The following is a 24,754-nucleotide window of genomic DNA, read 5'->3' as shown; positions in this document are numbered from 1 at the left end:
GAAAAATTATGGACCAAAATCGACTTACTCATCTGCGCCAGCTGGAGGCAGAGAGTATCCATATCATCCGCGAGGTGGCGGCCGAGTTCAGCAATCCGGTGATGATGTACTCCATCGGTAAAGACTCCTCGGTAATGCTGCATCTGGCGCGTAAAGCCTTCTATCCGGGCACGCTGCCGTTTCCGCTGCTGCATGTTGATACCGGCTGGAAATTCCGTGAAATGTACGAGTTCCGCGATCGCACCGTGAAAGCGATGGGCGCGGAGCTGCTGGTGCATCGCAACCCGGAAGGCGTGGCGATGGGCATCAACCCATTCGTGCACGGCAGCGCCAAGCACACCGACATCATGAAAACCGAAGGCCTGAAGCAGGCGCTGAACAAATACGGTTTTGATGCGGCATTTGGCGGCGCACGTCGTGATGAAGAGAAGTCGCGCGCCAAAGAGCGTATCTACTCCTTCCGCGATCGCTTCCACCGCTGGGACCCGAAAAACCAGCGTCCTGAGCTGTGGCACAACTACAACGGCCAGATTAACAAAGGCGAAAGCATCCGCGTGTTTCCGCTCTCCAACTGGACCGAGCTGGATATCTGGCAGTACATCTTCCTCGAGAATATCGAGATCGTGCCGCTTTACCTCGCCGCGCCGCGTCCGGTGCTGGAGCGTGATGGCATGCTGATGATGATCGATGACGACCGTATCGATCTCCAGCCAGGTGAAGTGATCAAGCAGCGCATGGTGCGTTTCCGTACGCTCGGCTGCTGGCCGCTGACCGGCGCGGTGGAATCAGAGGCGCAGACGCTGCCGGAAATTATTGAAGAGATGCTGGTCTCCACCACCAGTGAACGCCAGGGACGCGTGATTGACCGCGACCAGGCCGGTTCGATGGAAATGAAGAAACGTCAGGGTTATTTCTAAGGAGACGCAGATGAATACCGTTATTGCACAACAGATTGCCGATCAGGGCGGCGTAGAAGCCTGGCTGACCGCGCAACAACATAAAAGCCTGCTGCGTTTCCTGACCTGCGGTAGCGTCGACGACGGCAAAAGTACGCTGATTGGTCGCCTGCTGCACGACACGCGTCAAATTTATGAAGACCAGCTCTCCTCGCTGCACAACGACAGCAAACGTCACGGGACGCAGGGTGAGAAGCTGGATCTCGCGTTACTGGTTGATGGCTTGCAGGCCGAGCGCGAGCAGGGCATCACCATTGATGTGGCGTATCGCTATTTCTCCACTGAGAAGCGCAAATTTATTATTGCCGACACGCCGGGACACGAGCAGTACACCCGCAACATGGCGACCGGTGCATCGACCTGCGATTTGGCGATCCTGCTGATCGATGCGCGTAAAGGCGTGCTGGATCAGACGCGTCGTCACAGCTTTATCTCCACGCTGCTGGGCATTAAGCATCTGGTGGTCGCCATCAACAAGATGGATCTGGTGGAGTACAAGCAAGAGACCTTCGAGCAGATCAAACAGGATTACCTCGATTTCGCCGCGCAGCTGCCGGAAGACCTTGATATTCGCTTTGTGCCGATGTCGGCGCTGGAAGGCGATAACGTGGCAACGCCCAGCGTCACCATGCCGTGGTACAGCGGCCCAACGCTGCTCGACGTATTAGAAACCGTTGAATTGAACCGCGTGGTGGATCATCAGCCAATGCGTTTCCCGGTGCAGTATGTGAACCGTCCTAACCTCGATTTCCGTGGTTATGCCGGTACGCTGGCTTCGGGCGTGGTCAACGTCGGTCAGCGCGTGAAAGTGCTGCCATCGGGCGTGGAATCGACCATCTCGCGCATCGTCACCTTCGATGGCGACCTGCCTGAAGCGGGTGCCGGTGAAGCGATTACGCTGGTGCTGAAAGATGAGATCGACATCAGTCGTGGCGATCTGCTGGTGGATGCGGAAGCCGAGCTGCAAGCGGTGCAATCCGCCACCGTTGACGTGGTGTGGATGGCGGAACAGCCGCTGCAGCCCGGGCAAAGTTACGAAGTGAAGATCGCCGGTAAGAAAACCCGCGCGCGCGTCGAGAAAGTGATCCATCAGGTAGAGATCAACTCGCTGGAGAAGCGCACCGTGGAAAGCCTGCCGCTTAACGGTATCGGCCTGGTCGAACTGACCTTTGACGAACCGATGGTGCTGGACGCGTATCGCCAGAATCCGGTGACTGGAGGCATGATCTTTATCGATCGTCTGAGCAACGTGACGGTGGGCGTGGGCATGATTAATCAGCCGCTGACCGATGTGCGTACGCAAGCGGGCCAGTTCAGCGATTTCGAGCTGGAGCTGAACGCGCTGGTGCGTCGTCACTTCCCACACTGGAACGCGCGCGATCTGCTGGGTGGCAAGTAATGGCGCAACACGATGAAAACGTGGTGTGGCACGATCATCCGGTAACGCGCGAGGAGCGCGAACAGCAGCACGGCCATCAAGGCGTGGTGCTGTGGTTCACCGGGCTTTCCGGCTCGGGGAAATCCACCGTGGCCGGCGCGCTGGAGCAGGCGCTGCATCGGGCCGGTGTGAACACCTATCTGCTGGATGGCGACAACGTGCGTCACGGTTTGTGCCGTGACCTCGGCTTCAGCGATGACGATCGTAAAGAGAACATTCGTCGCGTCGGCGAAGTGGCGAAACTGATGGTCGATGCCGGTTTGGTGGTGCTGACCGCCTTTATCTCGCCACATCGCGCGGAACGCAACATGGTGCGCGATCTGCTGGCTGAAGGGCAGTTCATCGAAGTGTTTGTCGATACGCCGTTGGCCGTGTGCGAAGCGCGCGATCCCAAAGGTTTGTACAAAAAAGCCCGAGCCGGTGAGCTGCGTAATTTCACCGGTATCGATAGCGTTTACGAGGCGCCAGACGCCCCGGAAATCCACCTTGATGGCGAACAATTGGTTACAAAACTCGCCGGCCAATTGTTAGACCTGCTGCGTCACCGCGATATCATCAGATCCTGAACCGACAGCGGCAAATCCCTTTGGGTTTGCCGCGCTTAGCGTCAACAGGATCTCTATGCAGAACGTAACGCCCATGCTAGCCCGTAAAGATGAACGCACCCCGGATGAGCCTCGCTCATCACTGCCGGGCGGCGTGTTTGGCTTTCTCTCGTACTGGTGCGCACTGGCGATTCCGTTCATGCTCTACGGCTCCAACACGCTGTTCTTCTTCCTCTACACCTGGCCATTCTTCCTCGCGCTGCTGCCGGTTTCGGTACTGATTGGTATCGTGCTCAGCCTGATGATCCGCACTCACTTATTCTGGAGCGGGATCGCCACGGCGATTGTGGTGGTGTGCTTGTTCTGGCTGCTGTTCTCATTTCTCTCCGGTTGGTAACGCCCAGCTGATGTGCAAACGCATCGGCAGGTTACAAAACTTTACCTGCCGTCTCGCCTCCCACTCTGGCATTATTTGCACGGCTAAACGCCCGTGCGCGGCATTTTCGCCGTCGCAGTGGAGTCCAGCGTCAAGTTATGGGATGATTGGGCCGTTTTTCAGGGGGCGGGGATGGGAAAACTGACGTTACTGCTACTCGTGCTGCTGGGATGGCTTCAATATTCCCTGTGGCTGGGTAAGAACGGTATTCATGACTATACGCGCGTCAACGAAGACGTCGCGACACAACAGGCGAATAACGCCAAGCTTAAAGCGCGTAACGATCAGCTATTCGCCGAAATTGACGATCTCAATGGCGGCTCTGAAGCGATCGAAGAACGCGCACGTAATGAACTGGGCATGATTAAGCCCGGTGAGACTTTCTATCGTCTGGTGCCAGACCAGAACAAACGTAACGCGCAACAAGCTGCGCAAAATCAACAACGATAAGCCATGAACAAGCGCCCGATCCTTGCGGATGTAATTGCCGTGGTGCCCGCCGCAGGTGTGGGCAGCCGAATGCAGGCTGCCTGCCCAAAACAGTATCTGACCATTGGTCAATTCACCCTTCTTGAACACAGCGTCGCACGTCTGCTGGCACATCCTGCGGTAAAACAGGTGATTGTGCCGGTCAGCAATGATGATGGCTGGTTCGATTCACTACCGCTGGCGCAGGATTCCCGTATTCTCCGCGTGACCGGTGGCGACACGCGCGCCGAATCGGTGCTGGCGGGCTTAAACGCCATTCAACACAGCGAATGGGTGCTGGTGCATGACGCTGCGCGTCCTTGCCTGCATCCGGACGATTTAGCACGCCTGCTGGCGGTACGTGAGTACAGCAAGGTTGGCGGAATTCTGGCGGCGCCGGTGCGCGACACCATGAAACGCGCCGAACCGGGCAAAACCGCCATCGCCCACACCGTTGAACGCGAAGATTTATGGCACGCGTTAACGCCGCAATTTTTCCCGCATCAACTGCTTACCGCTTGTCTGACGCGCGCACTCCATGAAGGCGCTACCATTACCGATGAAGCGTCGGCGCTGGAGTATTGCGGTTATCACCCGGAATTGGTGAGTGGACGCAGCGACAATATTAAGGTGACGCGGCCAGAAGATCTGGCGCTGGCGGCCTTCTATCTTACCCAGATTCAGTTACAGGAGAGCGCATGATGCGTATCGGTCACGGTTTTGACGTTCACGCTTTTGGCGGCGAGGGTCCGTTAGTGATTGGCGGGGTGCGTATTCCCTTCGAACACGGTTTTATTGCCCATTCTGATGGTGATGTGGCGCTGCATGCGTTGACGGATGCCTTGCTCGGCGCGGTGGCGATGGGCGATATCGGCAAGTTGTTCCCGGATACCGATCCGGCGTTTAAAGGCGCTGACAGCCGCGGTTTGCTGCGCGAAGCCTGGCGTCGGATTCAGCTGAAAGGCTATCGCATCGGTAACGTTGATGTGACCATCATTGCGCAGGCACCGAAAATGTTGCCGCATGTGCCGCAGATGCTCGTCAATATCGCCGAAGATCTTGGTTGCCATATGGATGACGTCAACGTCAAAGCCACCACCACCGAAAAGCTGGGCTTTACCGGGCGTGGCGAAGGCATTGCCTGTGAAGCGGTTGCGCTGCTGATAAAGGCCGATCAGGCATGAGTGAACTGCATTACCTGCACGGCGTGCCGACTGCCACCGGCGTCATCAAAGCCAATCCCGAAGATTTCGTGGTGATTGAAGATCTTGGCTATCCCTATGATGGCGAAGGTGAACAGCTGTTGGTGCGCATCCGCAAAATTGGCTGCAATACGCGCTTTGTCGCTGAAGCCATCGCCAAATTTCTCGGTGTGCCGGTGCGCGACCTTAGCTATGCCGGCATGAAAGATCGTCATGCAGTCACCGAGCAAACACTCTGTTTCCGCGTGCCCGGCAATGGCATGCCGAATCTGGCGGGATTCCAGTTGGAAGGCGTTGAAATCCTGCAGGTGATTCGCCACAAACGCAAACTGCGTACCGGCGCGCTGGCGGGCAATGCGTTCCGCTTAGTGGTGCGTCAGATCTCCGATCGCCGTGAAGTCGACGCACGTTTACAGCAGATTCAACAGCGCGGCGTGCCGAACTACTTTGGTGAGCAGCGCTTTGGTCGTGGCGGCAACAACCTGACGCAGGCGAAACAGTGGGCGAAAGAGACATTCCGTCCGCGCGATCGCAATATGAAAGGTTTGCTGTTGTCAGCGACCCGCAGCCATCTGTTTAATCAGGTGACCAGCGCGCGTTTGCAGCGTGATGGCGCACTGGATGTGGTGCAGGTGGGCGATGCGGTACAGCTGGCCGGTCGCGGCAGCTGGTTCGTGGCGCAGGCGGAAGAGTTGCCTGACTTGCAGCAGCGCATCGATAATCATCAACTGCGCATCACTGCGCCGCTGCCGGGTCGCGGTGATGCGGGTCCGCAAGGCGACGCGCTGCTTTTTGAGCAGCAAAGCCTGGCAGGCGCAGAAGAATTGATTACACTGCTTGAGCGCGAGCGGGTTGATGCCGCGCGTCGTGCAATGCTGGTGGTGCCAAAGGATCTGCGCTGGGAATGGTGGGACGATGTGACGCTGGAGATGCAGTTCTGGCTGCCCGCCGGCAGTTTTGCCACCAGCGTGGTGCGTGAGCTTCTCCAACAAGAAGGTAACGATGCGGATATTGCTGAGTAACGATGATGGAATCCATGCGCCGGGTATTCAGACGCTGGCGCGTGCTTTACGTGAGTTTGCCGAGGTGCAGGTTGTCGCGCCCGATCGCAATCGTAGCGGCGCATCAAACTCGCTCACGCTGGAGACGCCGCTGCGTACCTTTACACATGAAAACGGCGATATCGCGTTGCAGATGGGCACGCCGACCGACTGCGTGTTCCTCGGCGTGAACAAGCTGATGCAGCCGCGTCCCGATATCGTAGTGTCCGGCATCAACGCCGGTCCCAACCTTGGCGACGATGTGATTTACTCCGGTACCGTCGCTGCGGCAAAGGAAGGGCGCCATCTTGGCTTGCCTGCGCTCGCTGTTTCACTCAATGGACATCAGCATTACGACACCGCCGCATCCATCACCTGTACGCTGTTACGTGCGCTGTCGCGCGCTCCGCTGCGTACCGGCCGTATTCTTAATATCAACGTGCCTGATTTGCCGTTAGCGGAGATCAAAGGTTTCCGTGTGACCCGCTGCGGCAGCCGCCATCCCGCCGATCAGGTTATCTGCACCGAAGACCCGCGCGGCCAGCCGCTTTACTGGATTGGCCCGCCGGGGCAAAAGCTGGATGCAGGCCCGGATACCGATTTCGCTGCGGTGGATGCGGGCTACGTTTCGTTGACCGCGCTGCATGTGGATTTGACCGCGCATGCGGCACAAGAAGTATTGAGTGACTGGCTGACCCAGGCAGAGGTAAAACTCGCATGGTGAATCGCCGCATCGAAACGCTTTTGGAGCAGCTGCGCGCGCAGGGCATTCATGATGAACACCTGCTGAAAGCCATTGCCGATGTGCCTCGTGAGCGTTTTATCGATGAGGCGTTTGAGCATAAAGCGTGGGAAAACGTTGCGCTGCCGATTGGCAACGGCCAAACCATCTCTCAGCCTTACATGGTGGCGCGCATGACCGCCTTGTTAGAGCTCACGCCGGAATCGCGCGTGCTGGAAATCGGCACCGGTTCTGGCTATCAGACCGCGATTCTGGCGCATCTGGTTAATCATGTTTATTCCGTCGAACGCATCAAGGGCTTGCAGTGGCAGGCTAAGCGTCGCCTCAAGCAACTCGATCTGCATAATATCTCTACCCGGCATGGCGATGGCTGGCAGGGCTGGGCGACGCGTGGTCCGTTTGATGCCATTATCGTGACCGCCGCACCGCCTGAAATTCCGACTTTGCTGATAGCGCAATTAGGTGACGGCGGCAAAATGGTGCTGCCGGTTGGCGAGGATCAGCAGGTATTGAAGCGTTTGCGTCGTCAGGGCGATGAATTGATTGAAGAAATCATCGAACCCGTGCGCTTTGTGCCGTTGGTTCAGGGCGATCTGGCCTAGGACAGCATTACGCAATTCTTCACAACTGTTACATGGCACGGCACAGTTGATATTGTTACTATCCTTGTTTATCAATGCTAAAAACCGTTTTTAACGTTACGCGCAGTGGATAATGCGGTTAACGCCGTTACACATTTATATTCAGGGTTGCCATCACGGGGGATCAGTGAGCATGGGAAGCACAGCATTTCAATTACGCCGTTTGGCGGCACTTTCATTGGTAGGTTTTTGGCTGGCGGGCTGTAGTTCTGGCGATAATACACAGGCACCCATTAGCCAGATTGGTGGTAATAGCGGCGATAGCAGTATGGCTTCAGCCCCAAGCGGCGGCATGATCTCTTCGCAAAACAGCGCTGTGCCCGCGATGCCACGTGGCGGAATGTTAAGCGGCGGCACACCATCGACACAACCGTCAGGTGGAATGGTAAGTGACAATAACAATGTGGCCACGGAAAATGGTCGCATTGTGTACAATCGCAATTATGGGAATATTCCTAAAGGTAGCTACGGTGGTGAAACTTATACCGTAAAACGTGGCGATACCCTGTTCTACATTGCCTGGATTACCGGCAACGATTTCCGCGATCTGGCACAGCGTAACAATATTGCAGCCCCGTATGGCTTGAACGCCGGGCAAACGCTGCAGGTTGGTAATGGTAACGGCCAGACCATTACCGGTGGAAACGCGATTACTGCCGCCGATGCAACGCAGGGCGGCGTGCCAGTTACACCGAGCCAGACGCAAATTAAATCCACCCCTGTTGCACAGCAACCTGTTATTACGTATTCTGATGATTCGGGTAATTCGTCGGGTAGCAAATTGCTGCCGTCGAAAGGAGCAAATAATGTGGCAACGACCACAGCTCCGGTTGTCGCACCACCTACAGTCAGCAGCACGACTAATAGCACAACTCCAGTGGGAAGCTGGCGTTGGCCGACTGATGGGAAGATCATCGATAACTTCTCCGCTGCGGAAGGCGGAAACAAAGGGGTCGATATCGCCGGTTCGCGTGGACAACCTGTTGTCGCCACAGCTTCGGGAAGAGTGGTGTACGCAGGCAACGCGCTCCGTGGGTACGGTAATTTAATCATCATCAAACACAATGATGACTACCTGAGCGCCTACGCCCATAACGACTCTATGCTGGTCCGGGAACAACAGGAAGTTAAGGCGGGGCAAAAAATCGCTACCATGGGTAGCACCGGTACCAGTTCAGTACGATTGCACTTTGAAATTCGTTACAAGGGGAAATCCGTAAACCCGTTGCGTTATTTACCGCAGCGATAATCCGGCAGAACCTTGGTTCTGCCCTTGGATCACGGGTAGGAGCCGCTAATGAACCAGAATACGCTGAAAGTTAACGATTTACATGAAGATGCGGAATTCGAGGAAAACAACGGAGCTGAGGTTTTTGATGAGAAGGCTCTCGTTGAGAACGAACCTGGTGATAACAACGACGTAGCGGAAGAAGAGCTGTTGTCACAGGGTGCGACGCAACGCGTTTTGGATGCGACGCAGCTTTACCTCGGAGAGATTGGTTATTCACCGCTGCTGACGGCAGAAGAAGAAGTCTTCTTTGCGCGCCGTGCACTGCGGGGTGACATTCCATCTCGCCGCCGCATGATTGAAAGTAACTTACGTTTGGTAGTAAAGATTGCCCGTCGTTATAGCAATCGTGGTCTGGCGCTGCTGGATCTGATTGAAGAGGGTAATCTCGGCTTGATTCGCGCCGTAGAGAAGTTTGACCCAGAACGTGGGTTCCGTTTCTCAACTTACGCCACGTGGTGGATTCGTCAGACAATTGAACGGGCGATTATGAATCAAACCCGTACCATCCGTCTGCCAATCCACATCGTTAAAGAGTTAAATGTTTACCTGCGTACCGCGCGTGAACTTTCGCACAAGCTTGATCATGAGCCAAGTGCTGAAGAGATTGCCGAGCAGCTAGACAAGCCTGTTGATGACGTGAGCCGTATGCTGCGTCTCAATGAGCGCATTACCTCGGTCGATACACCTTTGGGTGGCGATTCCGAAAAAGCGCTGCTGGATATCCTGGCCGATGAGAAAGACAACGGTCCGGAAGACACCACGCAAGACGATGATATGAAACAGAGCATCGTTAAGTGGTTGTTTGAACTGAATGCCAAGCAGCGTGAAGTGCTGGCGCGTCGTTTCGGCCTGTTAGGCTACGAAGCGGCAACGCTTGAAGATGTCGGTCGTGAAATCGGGTTGACCCGTGAACGCGTACGTCAGATTCAGGTGGAAGGACTACGTCGTCTGCGTGAGATTCTGCAGACGCAAGGTTTGAACATCGAAGCACTGTTTCGTGAATAACAGAATACGTGGTTAATACAAGAAGCGGTGGTGAAAACCACCGCTTTTTTATTGGTTAAAATAAACAGACAGCACTTTGTTAATTCATCGAAGTAAAATCTTTTAACGCTATCACTTAAATCCTCACCTAAATAGATAAACGTAAACTAAATCTATTAGATGTTAATTAAACATCTAATAAATGCTCAATTTATCTTGCTCTCATTTAGAGAATTGTAATGCTGCGCACGACTTTCTTTGCAATTTTGCCTTATTTCCTTTCTCCGTGTCACTCTGATAAAAGTTTTTAACACGGTGCTATGCCATTTTCTTGCTCGCTGTATCACCAGGATATTCAAGCAATGAATAACTAAAAGGGAGTGAGAAGAACAATGCGTGTGCAAAGCAGCAGTACAAAGTCACAATACTCCAGAGTGGTTTTTGGGATGCCAATATCTCTGCTATGGGGATATATTGCGATGGCCATCTTCATGACCGGCGATGGCATCGAACTGGCTCATCTCTCCCGATATCTCTACGATCTCGGCTATGGAGAAAAACAAGTTTCATTAGTTTTCACCGTTTATGCGTTAACGGCAGCAGTTTCAAGTTGGCTTTCCGGTGCCGTCAGTGAAATTTATGGTCCGAAGAAAATTATGCTCACCGGCGCTATTTGGTGGATGGTGTTACATGCCGTATTTGTTTATTTTGGCGTAAGTGAAAATAACTTTACCTTGATGTTGGTGAGTTATACGTTGCGCGGCTTCGCTTATCCGCTGTTTTTTTATGGATTCTATGTATTAGTGGTGCAGCGCACGCCTGAGCATCGACTTGCCTCCGCAACCGGCTGGATATGGTCGATGTTTACCATTGGTTATGGCATTACAGCTTCCTTCCTCTCCGGCCTTCTGGTGCCTGAAATTGGGTTCATCAATACGCTTTGGCTTTCACTGCTGTTTGCTGCGGTGGGCGGTGTAATTATATTGCTCATGGTAAAAAATAAGAATGAACATAATCTAAATAGTGACGGCGTCAGTCACAAAGAAAAATTACGCGAAATATCGCGTGGAATAACCTTGATCTTCGAAGACCGCAGTATGTTCTTTGCGCTGATAACACGCATCTTATGTAATGTGGCATTATTTGGCCTGCCGGTATTTATGCCGATCTATTTCACCCGTGAATTAGGATTTTCTACTAAAGAGTGGGCGACTATCTGGGGCGTATTTTTCCTGGTTCAACCAATAACCAATGTGCTTTGGGGCATTATTGGCGATCGTATTGGCTGGATTTTTCAGATGCGCTGGTTTGGTTTCTTCGGATGCACGATTACCACTGCCGCTTTCTATTTTTTACCCTCATTTTTCCCAGGTAATCTGGCGTTAGCCATTGTCTGCGCGCTGTTATTAGCCTTAACGCTCACCTCCTTTGTGCCAATGGGGGCAATTTTCCCGATGCTGGCGCCGCAGCATAAAGGCGCTGCGGTTTCGGTGCAAAATCTGGGGGGTGGTTTCGGTAATCTAATTGGTCCGGCGGTTGCCGCACTAATGTTCGGCCTGTCATTTGAAATCAAGCACGTGATTATTACTTTCTCCGTTCTCTATTTTGCTGGCGGCGTCATGACATTCTTTATTCGTGATCCCCAACCAAAAATAGAGCGTAACGCTCCTTTCAAGACCACGGCCAGCGAATCCGAATAAATACCCTCAATGAAAAGGACCACAACATGACAACACCATTTTCACTGCAAAATAAGGTCGCCATCGTCACCGGCGCCGCATCGGGAATTGGTTACGCCATTGCCCGCTGTTTAAGTGCTGCGGGTGCCCAAGTGGCGATGATCGATCGCGCAGAAGAGGTAAAAACGGTTGCCAGCAAGATGGACAACCCTGCGCGAGGTTACGTTTTCGATCTGGCTAATGTCGAAGCGCTTGGCGAACTGGTTGAGCAGATTCACCATGATTTTGGCCGCATTGACATCCTGGTCAATAACGCCGGTATTGGCATGCTGGAATCCGTGGGCGAAGTGCAACTCGCCAGCTGGAATACCACGATGTTGATTAACATGACCGCGCCATTCTTCCTCGCTCAGCATTGTGCCCGTTATATGAAAGAACACGGTTTTGGTCGCCTGATTAACATCGCCTCACAGGCCAGCGTCATTGCACTCAATGAGCACGCGGCATATTGCACCAGCAAATCAGGCATGGTGTCTTTCACGCGAGTGTTGGCAGCGGAGTTGGGACCGTTTGGTATTACCGCTAATGCCATTTCACCAACGGTGGTTGAGACGGAATTAGGTAAGCGTTACTGGCATGGGGAGAGAGCGGAGCAGATGAAATCAAAAATCCCATCACGACGTTTTGCCACACCAGACGAAGTCGCGAGTACGGTGCTGTATCTCAGCAGCAATGAAGCGGCAATGGTCAATGGCGAGAATTTAGTGATCGATGGGGGATATAGTGTGATTTAAAGCCGGGCGAGTTGATTAGTATGAGCCCGCTGAAATTGCTTAACACCAGGGAATTGTAAGAAAGAAAAAATGGCCCGCACAGAACGTTGCTTCTGGGCGGGCGAATAACTACACCAGCGTTTTCAAGCGATAGATCCATTCCAGCGCTTGCTTCGGCGTTAAGCTGTCTGGGTCCAGTGCCTCAAGCGCATCAACCGCCGGTGAGGTTTCTGCCACCAGCAACTGCATTTGCGAACCTTCCACTGTGGATGCGGCGGAGCTGCCAGATAACGCTTCCAGCTCCTTCAGCTTGTTACGCGCGCGCTTAATCACTTCCTTCGGCACGCCCGCCAGCGCCGCCACCGCGAGACCATAACTTTTGCTTGCTGCACCATCCTGCACGCTGTGCATAAAGGCGATGGTGTCTCCGTGTTCGACCGCATCCAGATGCACATTCACGACACCTTCCATTTTTTCCGGCAGCGTGGTCAGCTCGAAATAGTGGGTGGCAAACAGCGTCATGGCCTTAATGCGATTCGCCAAACTTTCAGCGCAGGCCCATGCCAGCGACAAACCATCATAAGTTGAGGTGCCGCGCCCGATTTCATCCATCAGTACCAGACTGTTTTCGGTAGCGTTATGCAGAATGTTGGCGGTTTCCGTCATCTCCACCATAAAGGTTGAGCGTCCGGAAGCCAGATCATCAGCAGCCCCGACGCGCGTGAAGATGCGATCGATAGGGCCGATGACGGTCTCTTCTGCTGGCACATAGCTGCCTATCCACGCCATCAGCGCGATCAACGCTGTCTGGCGCATGTAGGTACTTTTACCGCCCATATTGGGGCCGGTAATGATCAGCATGCGACGCTGCGGTGAGAGTGACAGCGGATTCGCGATAAACGGCTCTTTCAATACCTGCTCGACCACCGGATGGCGGCCTGCAGTAATACGGATGCCGGCTTTTTCTTGCAGCACCGGGCGGCAATAATTCAGCGTCCATGCACGTTCGGCCAGGTTCGCTAGCACGTCCAGCTCAGAGAGTGCAGCCGCACTGATTTGCAGGGCTTCAAGATGCGGTAGCAAGCGATCAAACAGCTCATCGTAGAGACCTTTCTCCAGCGCCAGCGCTTTGCCCTTCGACGTCAGGACCTTATCTTCATACTCTTTTAGTTCAGGAATGATATAGCGTTCAGCATTCTTCAGCGTCTGGCGGCGAACGTAATGAATCGGCACCAGATGGCTTTGACCACGGCTGACCTGAATGTAGTAGCCGTGAATCGCGTTAAAGCCGACTTTCAGCGTATCCAGCCCGAGTTTCTCGCGTTCTCGGATTTCCAGACGATCAAGATAATCGGTGGCACCATCGGCTAGCGCACGCCACTCGTCGAGTTCAGCGTTGTATCCCGGAGCGATCACGCCACCGTCGCGCACCAGCACTGGCGGCGATTCAATGATCGCCTGTTCCAGCAACTCACGCAGTTCGGTAAATTCGCCCATCTGAGAGCGCAGATTAATTAACTGCGTGGCCTCAACGCCCTCGAGTTGTTGGTTTAACTCGGGCAACTGCTGGAAGGCATGGCGCATACGTGCCAAATCGCGTGGGCGCGCGGTGCGCAGTGCCAGTCGCGCCAGAATACGCTCCAGATCGCCCACCTGGCGCAGCACCGGCTGCAGCTCCTGACTAAGTGATTGCAGTTCTGCGATAGACTCCTGACGCCGGGCAATGGTAGTGACATCGCGCAGCGGCATATGCAGCCAGCGTTTCAGCATACGGCTGCCCATCGGCGTGACGGTTTTATCCAGTATCGCCGCCAGCGTGTTCTCGATGCCGCCGGCCAGGTTTTGCGTTATCTCCAGGTTGCGGCGCGTAGCAGCATCCATGATCACGCTATCCTGCTGACGCTCCATGCTCAGCGAGCGAATATGCGGTAACGACGTGCGTTGCGTGTCTTTAACATATTGCAGCAGACATCCTGCAGCGCGTAGCGCCAGATGCGCCTGCTCAACGCCAAAACCACTTAAGTCGCGGGTGCCAAATTGCAGATTGAGCTGCTGGCGCGCCGTATCGATTTCATATTCCCACAGCGGGCGGCGACGCAGGCCACGGCGTTGATCGATCAACGTCATTGCCTGGAAATCTTCGGGATAGAGCAGTTCAGCCGGATTGGTGCGCTGCAGTTCTGCTGCCATCGTCTCCAGATCGCCGGGTTCACTCAGGCGGAAGCGGCCAGAACTGATGTCCAGCGTTGCATAACCAAAACCGCGCTGGCTCTGGAAGATGGCGGCGAGCAGGTTATCCTGGCGCTCTTGCAGCAACGCTTCATCGCTGATGGTGCCGGGTGTAACGATGCGCACCACTTTTCGCTCAACCGGGCCTTTGCTCAAGGCTGGGTCGCCAATCTGCTCACAGATCGCCACCGATTCGCCGAGCTGGATCAGTTTCGCCAGATAGCCTTCAACCGCATGGTAAGGCACGCCCGCCATCGGAATCGGTTCCCCAGCAGAGGCGCCGCGTTTAGTCAGAGAGATTTCCAGCAGTTGCGAGGCGCGTTTCGCGTCATCGTAAAACAGCTCGTAAAAATCGCCCATGCGATAAAACAGCAGGATGTCAGGATGATCGGCCTTCAGGCGCAGGTATTGCTGCATCATCGGCGTATGGCCACTAAAGTCCATTTGCTCTGCTCCTTTCATCTCATTCTCACTCAACATTCATTCTTTTAATTACCTGAGGCTGGGTCAATGCAGCCCGGAAGTGTCGTTATCACTTGGGCGGATAACGAAAGCGGGATATTACCATTTTTGCCGCGTAACCTTCATCCGCCAGCAGGGCTTTATGGCTGCCGACCATAACAAATTGCCGCAAACGGTAAAAAGCAAAATTTAATGAAAAAGGTAAAGTGTGGAGCGGTTTCGCAAATTCGCGTTGCAACCGGCTGAAACGGGCGGGAAACGGCTAAATTTTAAGATATTGCTCTGTATGTCACCCCGATGAACGATTACCATGAGTGCTTCCGGTTTCACCTGGCTTATGGATATCCAATGCGTTTTAAGGTTGCTCTTCTTCCGCTTATTACTCTGCTTGCTGCCTGCAGCAGTAAGCCTGCATCCCATCAGCAGCCCGCCGTTGTGCCTGCACCGAAAGGCGGTTTTTTGCTGGAACCTTCGCACGCGGTTCAACCGATGTTTGGCGATTTTGCGGGTAACCCCGCCGCTGAACAGTTCATTGATCAAATGGTGGCAAAACACGGTTTTAACCGTGAGCAATTGCATGCGGTTATCGGCCAGGCGAAGCGTCTGGATTACGTGCTGCGTCTGATGGACCAGCAAGCCCCGAGCTATACGCCGCCAACCGGACCGAATGGCGCGTGGATTCGCTATCGCAACAAGTTTATTACGCCGGATAACGTGCAGAACGGCGTGGCATTCTGGAATCAGTATCAGGATGCGCTACAGCGTGCGCAGCAGGTTTACGGCGTGCCGCCGGAAATCATTGTTGGCATTATCGGCGTTGAGACGCGCTGGGGCAGGGTAATGGGCAAAACGCGCTTGCTGGATGCGCTGGCAACCTTGTCATTTAGCTATCCGCGTCGTGCAGCTTACTTCAGCGGTGAGTTGGAGACCTTCCTGCTGATGGCGCGAACAGAGCAAGACGATCCGCTGGATCTGCGCGGCTCCTTTGCCGGTGCGATGGGTTATGGACAGTTCATGCCATCCTCTTATAAGCAATACGCAGTCGATTTTAATGGCGATGGTCATATCAACCTTTGGGATCCGGTTGATGCGATTGGTAGCGTTGCCAACTACTTCAAAGAACATGGCTGGCGTGCGGGCGAGAACGTTGCGGTGCCGGCCAGCGGGCAGGCTCCGGCATTGGAGAATGGCTTTAAAACCAAGTACCCGGTCAGCACCTTAGCCGCGAGTGGGTTAACGCCGCAGGGATCGCTGGACGGCAATACTCAGGTCAGTTTGCTGCGTTTGGATCTCGGCACCAGCTATCAATATTGGTATGGTCTGCCCAACTTCTATGCCATTACGCGCTATAACCACAGCACCCACTATGCAATGGCGGTGTGGCAGTTGGGTGAAGCCGTGGCTAAAGCACGTCAGGGCAGCCTGTTTTAATGCTGTCCATATAAAGTGTGAGGGTATAAGATGGCGCCCCATTTGCGGTGCCATCTTCACCGCATCCGACTTCTGAGGAGCGCTTATGAGTACCTTACCTGCCTGTCCTGTCTGCCACGCCGATTACACCTGGCAAGATGGCGAGAATCTGAATTGCCCATCTTGCGGCCATATCTGGACGGCAAACGCCGATGATGCATCGGACGGTTTGGTGGTACGCGATGCCAACGGCAACCTGTTAGCCGATGGCGACAGCGTCACTGTCGTTAAAGATCTTAAGGTTAAAGGCAGCTCTTCGACGTTGAAAATTGGTACCAAAGTCAAAAGCATTCGCCTGGTCGAAGGCGATCACAACATTGATTGCAAAATTGATGGTTTTGGCCAGATGAAACTCAAATCTGAGTTCGTCAAAAAGAATTAATTATGGGACGGCTTTGCGCCGTCCTGTTTGTTTCAACTCAGTAAACGATCCACTTCCTCGCACTGTTCCGCTGTTAGCTCGCCACCATAATTGCGCGAGTCGCTGCGCATTGAATCAAATCGACGTGCAACAGCCGTTTTTATGGTGGTAACAAAATCATCGCCGATAGTGTAAATCGCCATCAGTTTACCAATACGTTGCTGAATCTCACTGAGCTGCGCTACATCGCCCGCCCGCCAGGCCTGCATCGCACGGGCAAATAGCTCCGGTACAATATTGTTCAAGCCGGAAATCACACCTGAACCGCCAGCCAGTAGATTGGGCAACAGATATTCGTCATAGCCGGAAAGCACGGTGAAATCACTGCGCACCTGCTTCGTTTCTTCAATCATTGCGCGGTTGTGCGACAAGCAATCCATGGTGTCTTTGATGCCAATAAAGTTGGGCAGCTCTGCCGCCAGTTCTGCGACCAACGCAGGCGTTAAATCACAGCCGGTGCGTGCGGGGAAATTGTAGGCGAACCACTTGCCGCCCAGCTGTGTATCCAGCGCTTTGAAATAGCGCAGCAGCTGTTTATGTGTCTGTCCGTAATAGTAAGGAGGCAGCACCATTACAGCATCAAATCCGTTCTGCCAGGCCGCATCTGCCAGTTGCAGCATGTCCGCAATACAGGTGCTGGAGACATTTGCCACCATGGTCAGGGGCGAGAGTTGACGCGCCTCGCGGATCAGTAACAGGCGCTCCTGCTGCGAGAGCGAGGCAAATTCGCCAATACTGCCCATCAGCAGCAAGGTATCAATGCCTGATTGGCTCAGGCGAGAAAAATGGCGGCCAAGCGCATCAATATCGAGATTATTGTTGCTATCAAAGGGCGTTACTGACGGACACCATACGCCGGGCAATGCGGGTTGTGCAGACATATCAAGCTCCTTGGTTGGAAAATGAAACGTCGTTTTAACTTAATGCTATCTGCACAGGCTAACCAGCTAACGAGGGCAAAAAGGTGAGATATCGCACTTTTCTCTTTCTATAAACGCATGAAAAGCAGGTAGTGTTTAACCCCTCAGCCAAGACAGGAGCATTGCCATGCAAGACTGGAATCCACAGCTGTATCGCCAATTTGAATCAGAGCGAACCCGCCCGGCGCGCGAGCTATTGGAGCGCATTCCGCTCGATGATGTGCGCTTTGCCACCGATCTTGGTTGCGGACCCGGCAACAGCACCGAGCTACTGGCACAAGCCTGGCCGGAGGCGCAGATAACCGGCATTGACAGTTCTGCGGCAATGTTAGAACAGGCGCGCGAACGTCTCCCCAACTGCCATTTCCTGCAGGCCGATATTCGTCGCTGGCAGGCTGAACAGCCGCAGCAGGTTGTCTATGCCAACGCCTCGCTGCAGTGGCTGACCGAGCATCACACCTTGCTGCCGCATCTGGTTGATCAATTGGCCATCGGTGGCGCGCTAGCGATTCAGATGCCGGATAATCTTGAAGAACCATCGCACCGTCTGATGCGTGAAGTGGCGGCGAATGAAAAATGGCAGGCGCTGATTTCGCCACAAGCGGCAGATCGCAAACGTCTGCTAACCACCGATCGCTATTACGATCTGCTGACCGATGCGGGTTGTCAGGTTGATGTCTGGCGCACTACTTATTATCACCCGATGGCAGATGCGCAGGGCATCATTACCTGGTTGCGTGCCACCGGGCTGCGTCCTTTCCTCGCGGGGCTGGATGAAACGCAGCAGGCAGCATTTCTTCATGATTATCATCAGGCCCTCATTCCGGCTTACCCCGCACGCAGTAACGGCCAGGTTTTGTTAGCCTTCCCGCGTCTGTTTATGGTTGCAGTGAAAACAGGTTGAGGTATCTGGAATCCACTGCGCAGAAATGATGGCTGAAGGTTGAAAAGGGCTTTTCAGTGCACCATTTACTGCTAACGTGAAGCGCCACAACGGGAGAAGGCGATGAACGATGAACAGTTACAGCAGCTAAGCCACCGCATTGGCGAACAGCTGAAGAGACGTCAGGCCACGGTGACCGCTGCAGAATCCTGCACCGGCGGCTGGATTGCGAAAGTATTTACTGATATCAGCGGTAGCTCTGCCTGGTTTGAGCGCGGTTTCGTTACTTACAGCAATGAAGCTAAGCAGCAGATGGTCGGCGTACAGGAGACAACGTTGCAGCAGCATGGCGCCGTAAGTGAACAGACGGTGCGTGAGATGGCTACCGGTGCGGCTAAAGCGGCAGCGGCAGAATACGCCATCGCCGTAAGCGGTATTGCCGGTCCTGAAGGTGGCACGCCCGATAAACCGGTGGGCACCGTGTGGTTTGCGATTGTGGGTCCAGAGGGGCGCGTACTAGCGCAGCGCCAGATCTTTGCTGGCGACCGTGATGCGGTACGCCGTCAGTCAGTGGCTTGGGCGCTGCAAACGCTGCTTGATGAATTTCTGATAAATTAAAACTTGATACTGTATGACTATACAGTATAATTAGCTGCAACAGAACGAGCGACATACTTGATGTCGACTCACCCAGCATGATTAGGAGTGGAAATGGCGATCGACGAGAACAAACAGAAGGCTTTAGCTGCCGCACTGGGCCAGATTGAGAAGCAATTTGGTAAAGGCTCCATCATGCGCTTGGGTGAAGACCGCTCAATGGATGTCGAAACCATCTCTACCGGCTCACTGTCACTGGATATCGCGCTGGGCGCGGGTGGCTTGCCGATGGGCCGTATCGTTGAGATTTACGGACCGGAATCTTCGGGTAAAACCACGCTGACGCTGCAGGTCATTGCTTCTGCACAGCGTAAAGGTAAAACCTGTGCCTTTATCGATGCTGAGCACGCACTGGATCCGGTGTACGCGAAAAAACTGGGCGTTGATATCGATAACCTGCTGTGTTCACAGCCGGATACCGGTGAGCAAGCGCTGGAGATTTGTGATGCGCTGGCGCGTTCAGGCGCAGTTGACGTCATCATCGTCGACTCCGTGGCGGCGCTGACGCCGAAAGCGGAAATCGAAGGCGAGATTGGCGATTCGCACATGGGTCTGGCCGCTCGTATGATGAGCCAGGCAATGCGTAAGCTGGCGGGTAACCTGAAGCAGTCCAACACGCTGCTGATCTTCATCAACCAGATTCGTATGAAGATTGGTGTGATGTTCGGTAACCCGGAAACCACAACAGGCGGTAACGCACTGAAATTCTACGCTTCTGTTCGTCTGGATATCCGCCGTATCGGTGCGATTAAAGAGGGCGACGAAGTGGTAGGTAGCGAAACCCGCGTGAAAGTCGTGAAGAACAAAGTTGCGGCACCGTTTAAGCAGGCTGAATTCCAAATCATGTACGGCGAAGGTATCAACACCTTTGGCGAGCTGGTGGATCTTGGCGTGAAGCACAAACTGGTTGAGAAAGCCGGCGCGTGGTACAGCTACAACGGTGAGAAGATTGGTCAGGGTAAAGCTAACTCCACCAACTTCCTTAAAGAGAACCCGGCGATTGCGAATGAAATCGACAAGAAGCTGCGTGACTTACTGCTAAGTGGTGATGCCGCCGCCGCAGACACCGCGAAAATCTCCGCGGATGATCGCGAAGAAGCCAGCGAAACCAACGAAGATTTCTAAAATATTAACGGGAGCAGAAATGCTCCCGTTTTGCTTTTCCCCGCCAGCGCTTTTCCTCTCTGCCTTCTTGCTTTACTCTGCGACCCTGCACGACTGTTAGAACAAGGTTGATCCTATGTCATCATCACCATCTGCGGCACCGGTGCCAACATATTCCCGTTTACTCGACCGCGCTATGCGCATCCTTTCGCAGCGCGACCACAGTCGTGAAGAGCTGAAGCGTAAATTACAGCTCTCTTCCCAACGTGCGGCTTATCTGCAGCAGCAGGAAAATACGCCCATTCCCGACGAGTTACTGGAAAAAGTGCTCGACTGGTGTCAGGAAAGCGGTTGGCTCAACGATGAGCGCTTTACCGAACGCTTTATTCAAAGCCGTGCACGTAAAGGATATGGTCCACAGCGCGTGCGTATGGAATTGCAGCAAAAGGGCATTGGCCGTGAGGAGATCAATCAGGCGCTATTCGATACCGAAGTAGACTGGAGCCAGTGCGCAGCCGATCTTGCCAAACGCAAATTTGGCGAACCCTTACCGCAAACCTGGACTGAGAAAAGCAAGGTACAGCGTTTTTTAATGTCGAAAGGCTTTATGATGGAAGATATTCAGGCTGTTTTCAGAAATAGTGACGACTGAAAGGCGATGTGATTTTACTTCCCACTGAAGAAAATTTATCTTATTCCCACTTTTTGTTCCTCAGTCAGCGGCAGGCCGGATGGATAGGGTTTGCCAGCGAAAGGGAACGTTCGTTAGCGTGATTCCAGGAATTTTATGAGCAAGAGCACTGCTGAGATCCGTCAAGCGTTTCTCGACTTTTTTCATAGCAAGGGACATCAGGTTGTAGCCAGCAGCTCCCTCGTACCGAACAACGACCCGACTTTGCTGTTTACCAATGCCGGGATGGTCCAGTTTAAAGACGTTTTCCTCGGTCAGGATAAGCGCGACTATGCGCGTGCAACGACGTCGCAGCGCTGTGTGCGTGCCGGCGGCAAGCATAACGACCTCGAAAACGTGGGCTACACGGCACGTCACCACACCTTCTTTGAAATGTTGGGCAACTTCAGCTTTGGTGATTACTTCAAGAAAGAAGCGATCGCTTATGCATGGGAACTGCTGACGGGTGAGCAGTGGTTCAAGCTGCCTAAAGAGCGCCTGTGGGTGACCGTCTATGAAACAGACGATGAAGCCTTCGAAATCTGGGCTAACGATATTGGTGTGCCGCGCGAGCGTATTATCCGTATCGGTGACAACAAAGGCAGCGCTTTCGCATCAGATAACTTCTGGCAGATGGGCGACACCGGACCTTGCGGTCCATGTACCGAAATTTTCTTCGATCACGGCGATCATATCTGGGGCGGCCCACCGGGCAGCCCGGAAGAAGATGGCGATCGTTACATCGAGATCTGGAACATCGTCTTCATGCAGTTCAACCGTCAGGCCGACGGCACCATGGAGCCGCTGCCTAAACCGTCAGTGGATACCGGCATGGGTCTGGAGCGTATTGCTGCCGTGTTGCAGCACGTTAACTCCAACTATGAAATCGATCTGTTTGCCAAACTGATCAAATCAGTTGCGCAGGTAACTGGCGCAACCGATCTGGATAACAAGTCGCTGCGCGTTATCGCTGACCATATTCGCTCTTGTGCCTTCCTGATCGCCGATGGCGTAATCCCATCGAATGAAAACCGCGGCTATGTGCTGCGTCGCATTATTCGTCGCGCGGTACGTCACGGCAATATGCTGGGTGCGAAAGAAGCCTTCTTCTACAAGCTGGTTGCGCCACTGATTGAAGTGATGGGAGCTGCAGGCGAAGACCTGAAGCGTCAGCAGAAGCATGTTGAAAACGCGCTTAAAAACGAAGAAGAGCAGTTTGCCAAAACGCTGGAGCGTGGACTCGCGCTGCTGGATGAGGAATTGGCCAAGCTGCAGGGCGATACGCTTGATGGCGAAACGGTGTTCCGTCTGTACGACACCTTCGGTTTCCCGGCGGATTTGACCGCTGACGTGTGCCGTGAGCGCAATCTGAAGATTGATGAAGCGGGTTTTGAAGCCGCGATGGAGCAGCAGCGTCAGCGTGCGCGTGAAGCCAGCGGTTTTGGTGCCGACTATAACAATGTCATTCGCATTGATGCCGCAACCGACTTTAAAGGCTATGACCATCTGGAACTGAATGCGACAGTCGAAGCACTGTTCGTCGACGGTCAGCAAGTTGAGCAGATCAGCGCAGGTCAGGACGCGGTGGTCGTGCTGGACGAAACGCCGTTCTACGGCGAGTCAGGTGGACAGGTTGGCGATACTGGCGTGCTGGCTGGGCAGAATGCTGAATTTAGCGTTCAGGATACACAGAAGTATGGTAAAGCGATTGGTCATATCGGTAAGCTGAGCAACGGTCAGTTACGCGTTGGTGACCGTTTGCATGCGCAGGTTGATGAAACGCGTCGCGCGCGCATCCGTTTGAATCACTCCGCCACGCACTTACTGCATGCAGCACTGCGTCAGGTGTTGGGTGATCACGTAGGACAAAAAGGCTCGCTGGTTAACGATAAATATCTGCGTTTCGACTTCTCTCATTTTGAAGCCATGAAACCGCAGGAAATCCGTCAGGTCGAGGATATTGTTAACGCGCAGATTCGCCGCAACCTTGTCGTTGAGACCGAAATCATGGATCTCGATGATGCAAAACAGAAGGGCGCAATGGCGCTGTTTGGTGAGAAATACGATCAGCGCGTACGTGTGCTGACCATGGGCGATTTCTCTACCGAACTCTGTGGTGGTATTCACGCGCTGCGTACCGGTGATATTGGCCTGTTCCGCATTCAGTCTGAATCGGGCACTGCTGCAGGTGTACGCCGCATTGAAGCCGTAACCGGCGAAGGTGCGTTGGCACAAGTGAATGCGCAAAGCCAACAGTTGCTGGATGTGGCGCAATTGGTGAAAGCCAATAGCAGTAACCTGAATGAGAAAGTGCGCGGCTTAGTTGATCACGTCCGCGCGCTGGAAAAAGAGTTGCAGCAACTGCGCGATCAGCAAGCTGCGCAGGAAAGCGCGTCACTGAGCAGTAAGGCGATTGACGTTAAAGGCACGAAGTTGCTGGTCAGTGAACTGAGCAACGTTGAGCCGAAAATGTTGCGTACCATGGTTGACGATCTGAAGAACCAGTTAACGTCTGCCATTATCGTGCTGGCAACGGTTGATGATGGCAAAGTTTCATTGATTGCTGGCGTGACCAAAGATCTTACTGACCGTGTAAAAGCCGGCGAGCTGATTGGCGAACTGGCCTCTCAGGTTGGTGGTAAAGGCGGTGGTCGCCCAGATATGGCTCAGGCCGGCGGTACAAATCCGCAGGCGCTGGCTGGCGCGCTGGCAGGCGTGCAGGAATGGGTCAGTGACCGACTGTAACGTATAAAATTTCGCATTGTGATAAGCGCCAGAAGCCCGTTTTCTGGCGCTTTTTTAACGCGGTGCACACCAGGTAATGACAAAGTCCGGTTGATGTAGTGTATTTCGGCTAAACTAACTATCAGCAGAATGTATTGGCATGGCGAAGCACAATGGTGTATTTGTCATAGGCATTGTTCAGCGTTATATGATGGATACGGCCGGGAGACCGAACAAGCCCGACTCTTTTAATCTTTCAAGGAGCAAAGAATGCTTATTCTAACTCGTCGAGTTGGTGAAACCCTCATGATTGGCGATGAGGTGACTGTAACGGTGCTGGGTGTAAAAGGTAACCAGGTCCGCATTGGGGTTAACGCGCCTAAAGAAGTTTCGGTACATCGCGAAGAGATCTATCAGCGTATTCAAGCCGAAAAAACTCAAGCCTCGAGTTACTAACGGATTCAGCGCCTCGCTCATGAGCGAGGCGCTACCGGTTTTTCCTCTCCAGCCCCACACATCTTCCGCTTTTCGCTCTCTATTACCAATTCTCTTTAACGCCCATTTCTGTTCTCCAGCAGGCTTTCTTTGTTGATAAATCACTCTTTTTGTCGCTAAAGCATCCGAATTGAGTGTCATTTGTGCAATCAAACAAAAGGCTGGAAATAAATGTTTGACTTATAAGTCCGGGAAAGTAATATGTGCGCCACGCAGTGCCGATGAGCAGAAACAAGTTCAGAAGCACGGTTCGGAAGAACGCGTAAGGTGAGGTGGCCGAGAGGCTGAAGGCGCTCCCCTGCTAAGGGAGTATGCGGTCAAAAGCTGCATCCGGGGTTCGAATCCCCGCCTCACCGCCATTTCCGATGCATCCATAGCTCAGCTGGATAGAGTACTCGGCTACGAACCGAGCGGTCGGAGGTTCGAATCCTCCTGGATGCACCATTCGGAAAGGTGAAGTAAGAGTGAACGAGCAGTTCCTTTCATGGTGAGTTGTTAGCACCCTGCGTTGTACAAGAATTAAC

Annotated in this window: 24 protein-coding genes and 2 tRNA genes; 24 read left to right on the top strand and 2 right to left on the bottom strand. The window is 53.6% G+C overall.

The features are described from left to right. Positions 1–8: 8 nt before the first annotated feature. The 14 genes from cysD to ACVLVH_RS19355 all read left to right on the top strand — a co-directional run bounded on the left by cysD (position 9) and on the right by ACVLVH_RS19355 (position 12,216). Positions 9–917, top strand: a complete 909-nt coding sequence (cysD, locus tag ACVLVH_RS19420; protein ID WP_007893231.1) for a sulfate adenylyltransferase subunit CysD — start codon at positions 9–11, stop codon at positions 915–917. Between the two features lie 10 nt (positions 918–927). Then, positions 928–2,355: a sulfate adenylyltransferase subunit CysN gene (gene cysN / locus ACVLVH_RS19415; protein WP_498949964.1), complete on the top strand. Its 1,428-nt coding sequence runs from the start codon at positions 928–930 to the stop codon at positions 2,353–2,355. Further along, positions 2,355–2,960, top strand: a complete 606-nt coding sequence (cysC, locus tag ACVLVH_RS19410) for an adenylyl-sulfate kinase (protein ID WP_008104549.1) — start codon at positions 2,355–2,357, stop codon at positions 2,958–2,960. The genes cysN and cysC overlap by 1 nt, the downstream gene beginning before the upstream one ends. Before the next feature lie 55 nt (positions 2,961–3,015). Next, positions 3,016–3,336, top strand: a complete 321-nt coding sequence (locus tag ACVLVH_RS19405; protein WP_176973536.1) for a DUF3561 family protein — start codon at positions 3,016–3,018, stop codon at positions 3,334–3,336. Between the two features lie 171 nt (positions 3,337–3,507). Continuing rightward, a complete protein-coding gene (gene ftsB, locus ACVLVH_RS19400; RefSeq protein WP_101762604.1) occupies positions 3,508–3,825 on the top strand; it encodes a cell division protein FtsB in 318 nt (105 codons plus the stop codon). Between the two features lie 3 nt (positions 3,826–3,828). Next, positions 3,829–4,545 (top strand): 2-C-methyl-D-erythritol 4-phosphate cytidylyltransferase, encoded by a 717-nt coding sequence (gene ispD, locus ACVLVH_RS19395; protein ID WP_192411996.1) that lies wholly within the window; start codon positions 3,829–3,831, stop codon positions 4,543–4,545. Then, positions 4,545–5,027, top strand: coding sequence for a 2-C-methyl-D-erythritol 2,4-cyclodiphosphate synthase (gene ispF / locus ACVLVH_RS19390; RefSeq protein ID WP_304622230.1), 483 nt, complete (start codon positions 4,545–4,547; stop codon positions 5,025–5,027). Before ispD ends, ispF begins: the two co-directional genes overlap by 1 nt. Then, positions 5,024–6,067: a tRNA pseudouridine(13) synthase TruD gene (gene truD / locus ACVLVH_RS19385; protein ID WP_192411994.1), complete on the top strand. Its 1,044-nt coding sequence runs from the start codon at positions 5,024–5,026 to the stop codon at positions 6,065–6,067. The genes ispF and truD overlap by 4 nt, the downstream gene beginning before the upstream one ends. Further along, on the top strand, positions 6,048–6,809 hold the full coding sequence (gene surE, locus ACVLVH_RS19380) for a 5'/3'-nucleotidase SurE (protein WP_498949963.1): 762 nt from the start codon (positions 6,048–6,050) through the stop codon (positions 6,807–6,809). Before truD ends, surE begins: the two co-directional genes overlap by 20 nt. Beyond that, positions 6,803–7,429, top strand: a complete 627-nt coding sequence (locus ACVLVH_RS19375) for a protein-L-isoaspartate(D-aspartate) O-methyltransferase (RefSeq protein WP_008104533.1) — start codon at positions 6,803–6,805, stop codon at positions 7,427–7,429. The genes surE and ACVLVH_RS19375 overlap by 7 nt, the downstream gene beginning before the upstream one ends. A gap of 172 nt (positions 7,430–7,601) precedes the next feature. After that, positions 7,602–8,717, top strand: a complete 1,116-nt coding sequence (gene nlpD / locus ACVLVH_RS19370) for a murein hydrolase activator NlpD (protein WP_192411993.1) — start codon at positions 7,602–7,604, stop codon at positions 8,715–8,717. A 48-nt stretch (positions 8,718–8,765) separates the two neighbouring features. Continuing rightward, positions 8,766–9,764 carry an RNA polymerase sigma factor RpoS gene (gene rpoS, locus ACVLVH_RS19365; protein WP_007893257.1) on the top strand — a complete coding sequence of 333 codons (999 nt, stop codon included), beginning with the start codon at positions 8,766–8,768 and terminating at the stop codon, positions 9,762–9,764. 371 nt (positions 9,765–10,135) lie between these two features. Further along, the gene (locus ACVLVH_RS19360; RefSeq protein ID WP_192411992.1) at positions 10,136–11,443 is read left to right on the top strand and encodes an MFS transporter; all 1,308 of its coding nucleotides are present in this window, start codon (positions 10,136–10,138) and stop codon (positions 11,441–11,443) included. A 26-nt stretch (positions 11,444–11,469) separates the two neighbouring features. Continuing rightward, positions 11,470–12,216, top strand: coding sequence for a GolD/DthD family dehydrogenase (locus ACVLVH_RS19355; RefSeq protein WP_101762610.1), 747 nt, complete (start codon positions 11,470–11,472; stop codon positions 12,214–12,216). Between the two features lie 108 nt (positions 12,217–12,324). Here the strand turns inward: ACVLVH_RS19355 and mutS are convergent, their stop codons facing one another. Next, complete coding sequence (mutS, locus tag ACVLVH_RS19350; RefSeq protein WP_280172005.1) at positions 12,325–14,868, bottom strand: DNA mismatch repair protein MutS; 2,544 nt, start codon at positions 14,866–14,868, stop codon at positions 12,325–12,327. Positions 14,869–15,234: 366 nt separating this feature from the next. Between mutS and mltB the strand changes: the two genes are divergently transcribed. Beyond that, complete coding sequence (gene mltB, locus ACVLVH_RS19345) at positions 15,235–16,317, top strand: lytic murein transglycosylase B (protein WP_101762612.1); 1,083 nt, start codon at positions 15,235–15,237, stop codon at positions 16,315–16,317. A gap of 85 nt (positions 16,318–16,402) precedes the next feature. Next, positions 16,403–16,738 carry a zinc ribbon domain-containing protein YjdM gene (locus ACVLVH_RS19340; protein ID WP_192236517.1) on the top strand — a complete coding sequence of 112 codons (336 nt, stop codon included), beginning with the start codon at positions 16,403–16,405 and terminating at the stop codon, positions 16,736–16,738. Between the two features lie 32 nt (positions 16,739–16,770). On the opposite strand, the gene ACVLVH_RS19335 is transcribed toward ACVLVH_RS19340, so the two are convergent. Continuing rightward, a complete protein-coding gene (locus ACVLVH_RS19335) occupies positions 16,771–17,658 on the bottom strand; it encodes a dihydrodipicolinate synthase family protein (protein ID WP_110868322.1) in 888 nt (295 codons plus the stop codon). 166 nt (positions 17,659–17,824) lie between these two features. On the opposite strand from ACVLVH_RS19335, the gene tam reads away from it, so the two are divergent. The 8 genes from tam to ACVLVH_RS19295 all read left to right on the top strand — a co-directional run bounded on the left by tam (position 17,825) and on the right by ACVLVH_RS19295 (position 24,674). Continuing rightward, on the top strand, positions 17,825–18,601 hold the full coding sequence (tam, locus tag ACVLVH_RS19330) for a trans-aconitate 2-methyltransferase (protein WP_192411990.1): 777 nt from the start codon (positions 17,825–17,827) through the stop codon (positions 18,599–18,601). Positions 18,602–18,703: 102 nt separating this feature from the next. Next, positions 18,704–19,198 (top strand): nicotinamide-nucleotide amidase, encoded by a 495-nt coding sequence (gene pncC, locus ACVLVH_RS19325; protein WP_192411989.1) that lies wholly within the window; start codon positions 18,704–18,706, stop codon positions 19,196–19,198. A 93-nt stretch (positions 19,199–19,291) separates the two neighbouring features. Then, positions 19,292–20,362 (top strand): recombinase RecA, encoded by a 1,071-nt coding sequence (gene recA / locus ACVLVH_RS19320; protein ID WP_137386329.1) that lies wholly within the window; start codon positions 19,292–19,294, stop codon positions 20,360–20,362. 115 nt (positions 20,363–20,477) lie between these two features. Continuing rightward, a complete protein-coding gene (locus ACVLVH_RS19315; RefSeq protein ID WP_192411988.1) occupies positions 20,478–20,993 on the top strand; it encodes a regulatory protein RecX in 516 nt (171 codons plus the stop codon). A gap of 135 nt (positions 20,994–21,128) precedes the next feature. Beyond that, positions 21,129–23,756, top strand: a complete 2,628-nt coding sequence (gene alaS / locus ACVLVH_RS19310; RefSeq protein WP_192411987.1) for an alanine--tRNA ligase — start codon at positions 21,129–21,131, stop codon at positions 23,754–23,756. 249 nt (positions 23,757–24,005) lie between these two features. Continuing rightward, positions 24,006–24,191: a carbon storage regulator CsrA gene (gene csrA, locus ACVLVH_RS19305; protein ID WP_008104508.1), complete on the top strand. Its 186-nt coding sequence runs from the start codon at positions 24,006–24,008 to the stop codon at positions 24,189–24,191. Positions 24,192–24,496: 305 nt separating this feature from the next. Then, positions 24,497–24,589, top strand: a tRNA-Ser gene (locus tag ACVLVH_RS19300). Between the two features lie 8 nt (positions 24,590–24,597). After that, positions 24,598–24,674: transfer RNA gene (locus ACVLVH_RS19295), tRNA-Arg, on the top strand. The last annotated feature ends 80 nt before the right edge of the window (positions 24,675–24,754 follow it).

It is taken from the genome of Kluyvera sp. 1366, from assembly GCF_054823405.1.
The sequence above is the reverse complement of the archived record's forward strand: the minus strand, read 5'-3'. Positions and strand labels throughout refer to the sequence as shown.

What these genes read in the sequence shown, in the direction of transcription:
- cysD (WP_007893231.1), top strand. Translation starts at nt 9, where the DNA reads ATGGACCAAAATCGACTTACTCATCTGCGCCAGCTGGAGGCAGAGAGT.
- ispF (WP_304622230.1), top strand. Translation starts at nt 4,545, where the DNA reads ATGCGTATCGGTCACGGTTTTGACGTTCACGCTTTTGGCGGCGAGGGT.
- mutS (WP_280172005.1), bottom strand. Translation starts at nt 14,868, where the DNA reads ATGGACTTTAGTGGCCATACGCCGATGATGCAGCAATACCTGCGCCTG.
- ftsB (WP_101762604.1), top strand. Translation starts at nt 3,508, where the DNA reads ATGGGAAAACTGACGTTACTGCTACTCGTGCTGCTGGGATGGCTTCAA.
- ACVLVH_RS19315 (WP_192411988.1), top strand. Translation starts at nt 20,478, where the DNA reads ATGTCATCATCACCATCTGCGGCACCGGTGCCAACATATTCCCGTTTA.
- tam (WP_192411990.1), top strand. Translation starts at nt 17,825, where the DNA reads ATGCAAGACTGGAATCCACAGCTGTATCGCCAATTTGAATCAGAGCGA.
- pncC (WP_192411989.1), top strand. Translation starts at nt 18,704, where the DNA reads ATGAACGATGAACAGTTACAGCAGCTAAGCCACCGCATTGGCGAACAG.
- mltB (WP_101762612.1), top strand. Translation starts at nt 15,235, where the DNA reads ATGCGTTTTAAGGTTGCTCTTCTTCCGCTTATTACTCTGCTTGCTGCC.
- ACVLVH_RS19340 (WP_192236517.1), top strand. Translation starts at nt 16,403, where the DNA reads ATGAGTACCTTACCTGCCTGTCCTGTCTGCCACGCCGATTACACCTGG.
- alaS (WP_192411987.1), top strand. Translation starts at nt 21,129, where the DNA reads ATGAGCAAGAGCACTGCTGAGATCCGTCAAGCGTTTCTCGACTTTTTT.
- surE (WP_498949963.1), top strand. Translation starts at nt 6,048, where the DNA reads ATGCGGATATTGCTGAGTAACGATGATGGAATCCATGCGCCGGGTATT.
- ACVLVH_RS19335 (WP_110868322.1), bottom strand. Translation starts at nt 17,658, where the DNA reads ATGTCTGCACAACCCGCATTGCCCGGCGTATGGTGTCCGTCAGTAACG.
- ispD (WP_192411996.1), top strand. Translation starts at nt 3,829, where the DNA reads ATGAACAAGCGCCCGATCCTTGCGGATGTAATTGCCGTGGTGCCCGCC.
- nlpD (WP_192411993.1), top strand. Translation starts at nt 7,602, where the DNA reads ATGGGAAGCACAGCATTTCAATTACGCCGTTTGGCGGCACTTTCATTG.
- cysN (WP_498949964.1), top strand. Translation starts at nt 928, where the DNA reads ATGAATACCGTTATTGCACAACAGATTGCCGATCAGGGCGGCGTAGAA.
- rpoS (WP_007893257.1), top strand. Translation starts at nt 8,766, where the DNA reads ATGAACCAGAATACGCTGAAAGTTAACGATTTACATGAAGATGCGGAA.
- truD (WP_192411994.1), top strand. Translation starts at nt 5,024, where the DNA reads ATGAGTGAACTGCATTACCTGCACGGCGTGCCGACTGCCACCGGCGTC.
- ACVLVH_RS19375 (WP_008104533.1), top strand. Translation starts at nt 6,803, where the DNA reads ATGGTGAATCGCCGCATCGAAACGCTTTTGGAGCAGCTGCGCGCGCAG.
- ACVLVH_RS19360 (WP_192411992.1), top strand. Translation starts at nt 10,136, where the DNA reads ATGCGTGTGCAAAGCAGCAGTACAAAGTCACAATACTCCAGAGTGGTT.
- recA (WP_137386329.1), top strand. Translation starts at nt 19,292, where the DNA reads ATGGCGATCGACGAGAACAAACAGAAGGCTTTAGCTGCCGCACTGGGC.
- ACVLVH_RS19355 (WP_101762610.1), top strand. Translation starts at nt 11,470, where the DNA reads ATGACAACACCATTTTCACTGCAAAATAAGGTCGCCATCGTCACCGGC.
- ACVLVH_RS19405 (WP_176973536.1), top strand. Translation starts at nt 3,016, where the DNA reads ATGCAGAACGTAACGCCCATGCTAGCCCGTAAAGATGAACGCACCCCG.
- cysC (WP_008104549.1), top strand. Translation starts at nt 2,355, where the DNA reads ATGGCGCAACACGATGAAAACGTGGTGTGGCACGATCATCCGGTAACG.
- csrA (WP_008104508.1), top strand. Translation starts at nt 24,006, where the DNA reads ATGCTTATTCTAACTCGTCGAGTTGGTGAAACCCTCATGATTGGCGAT.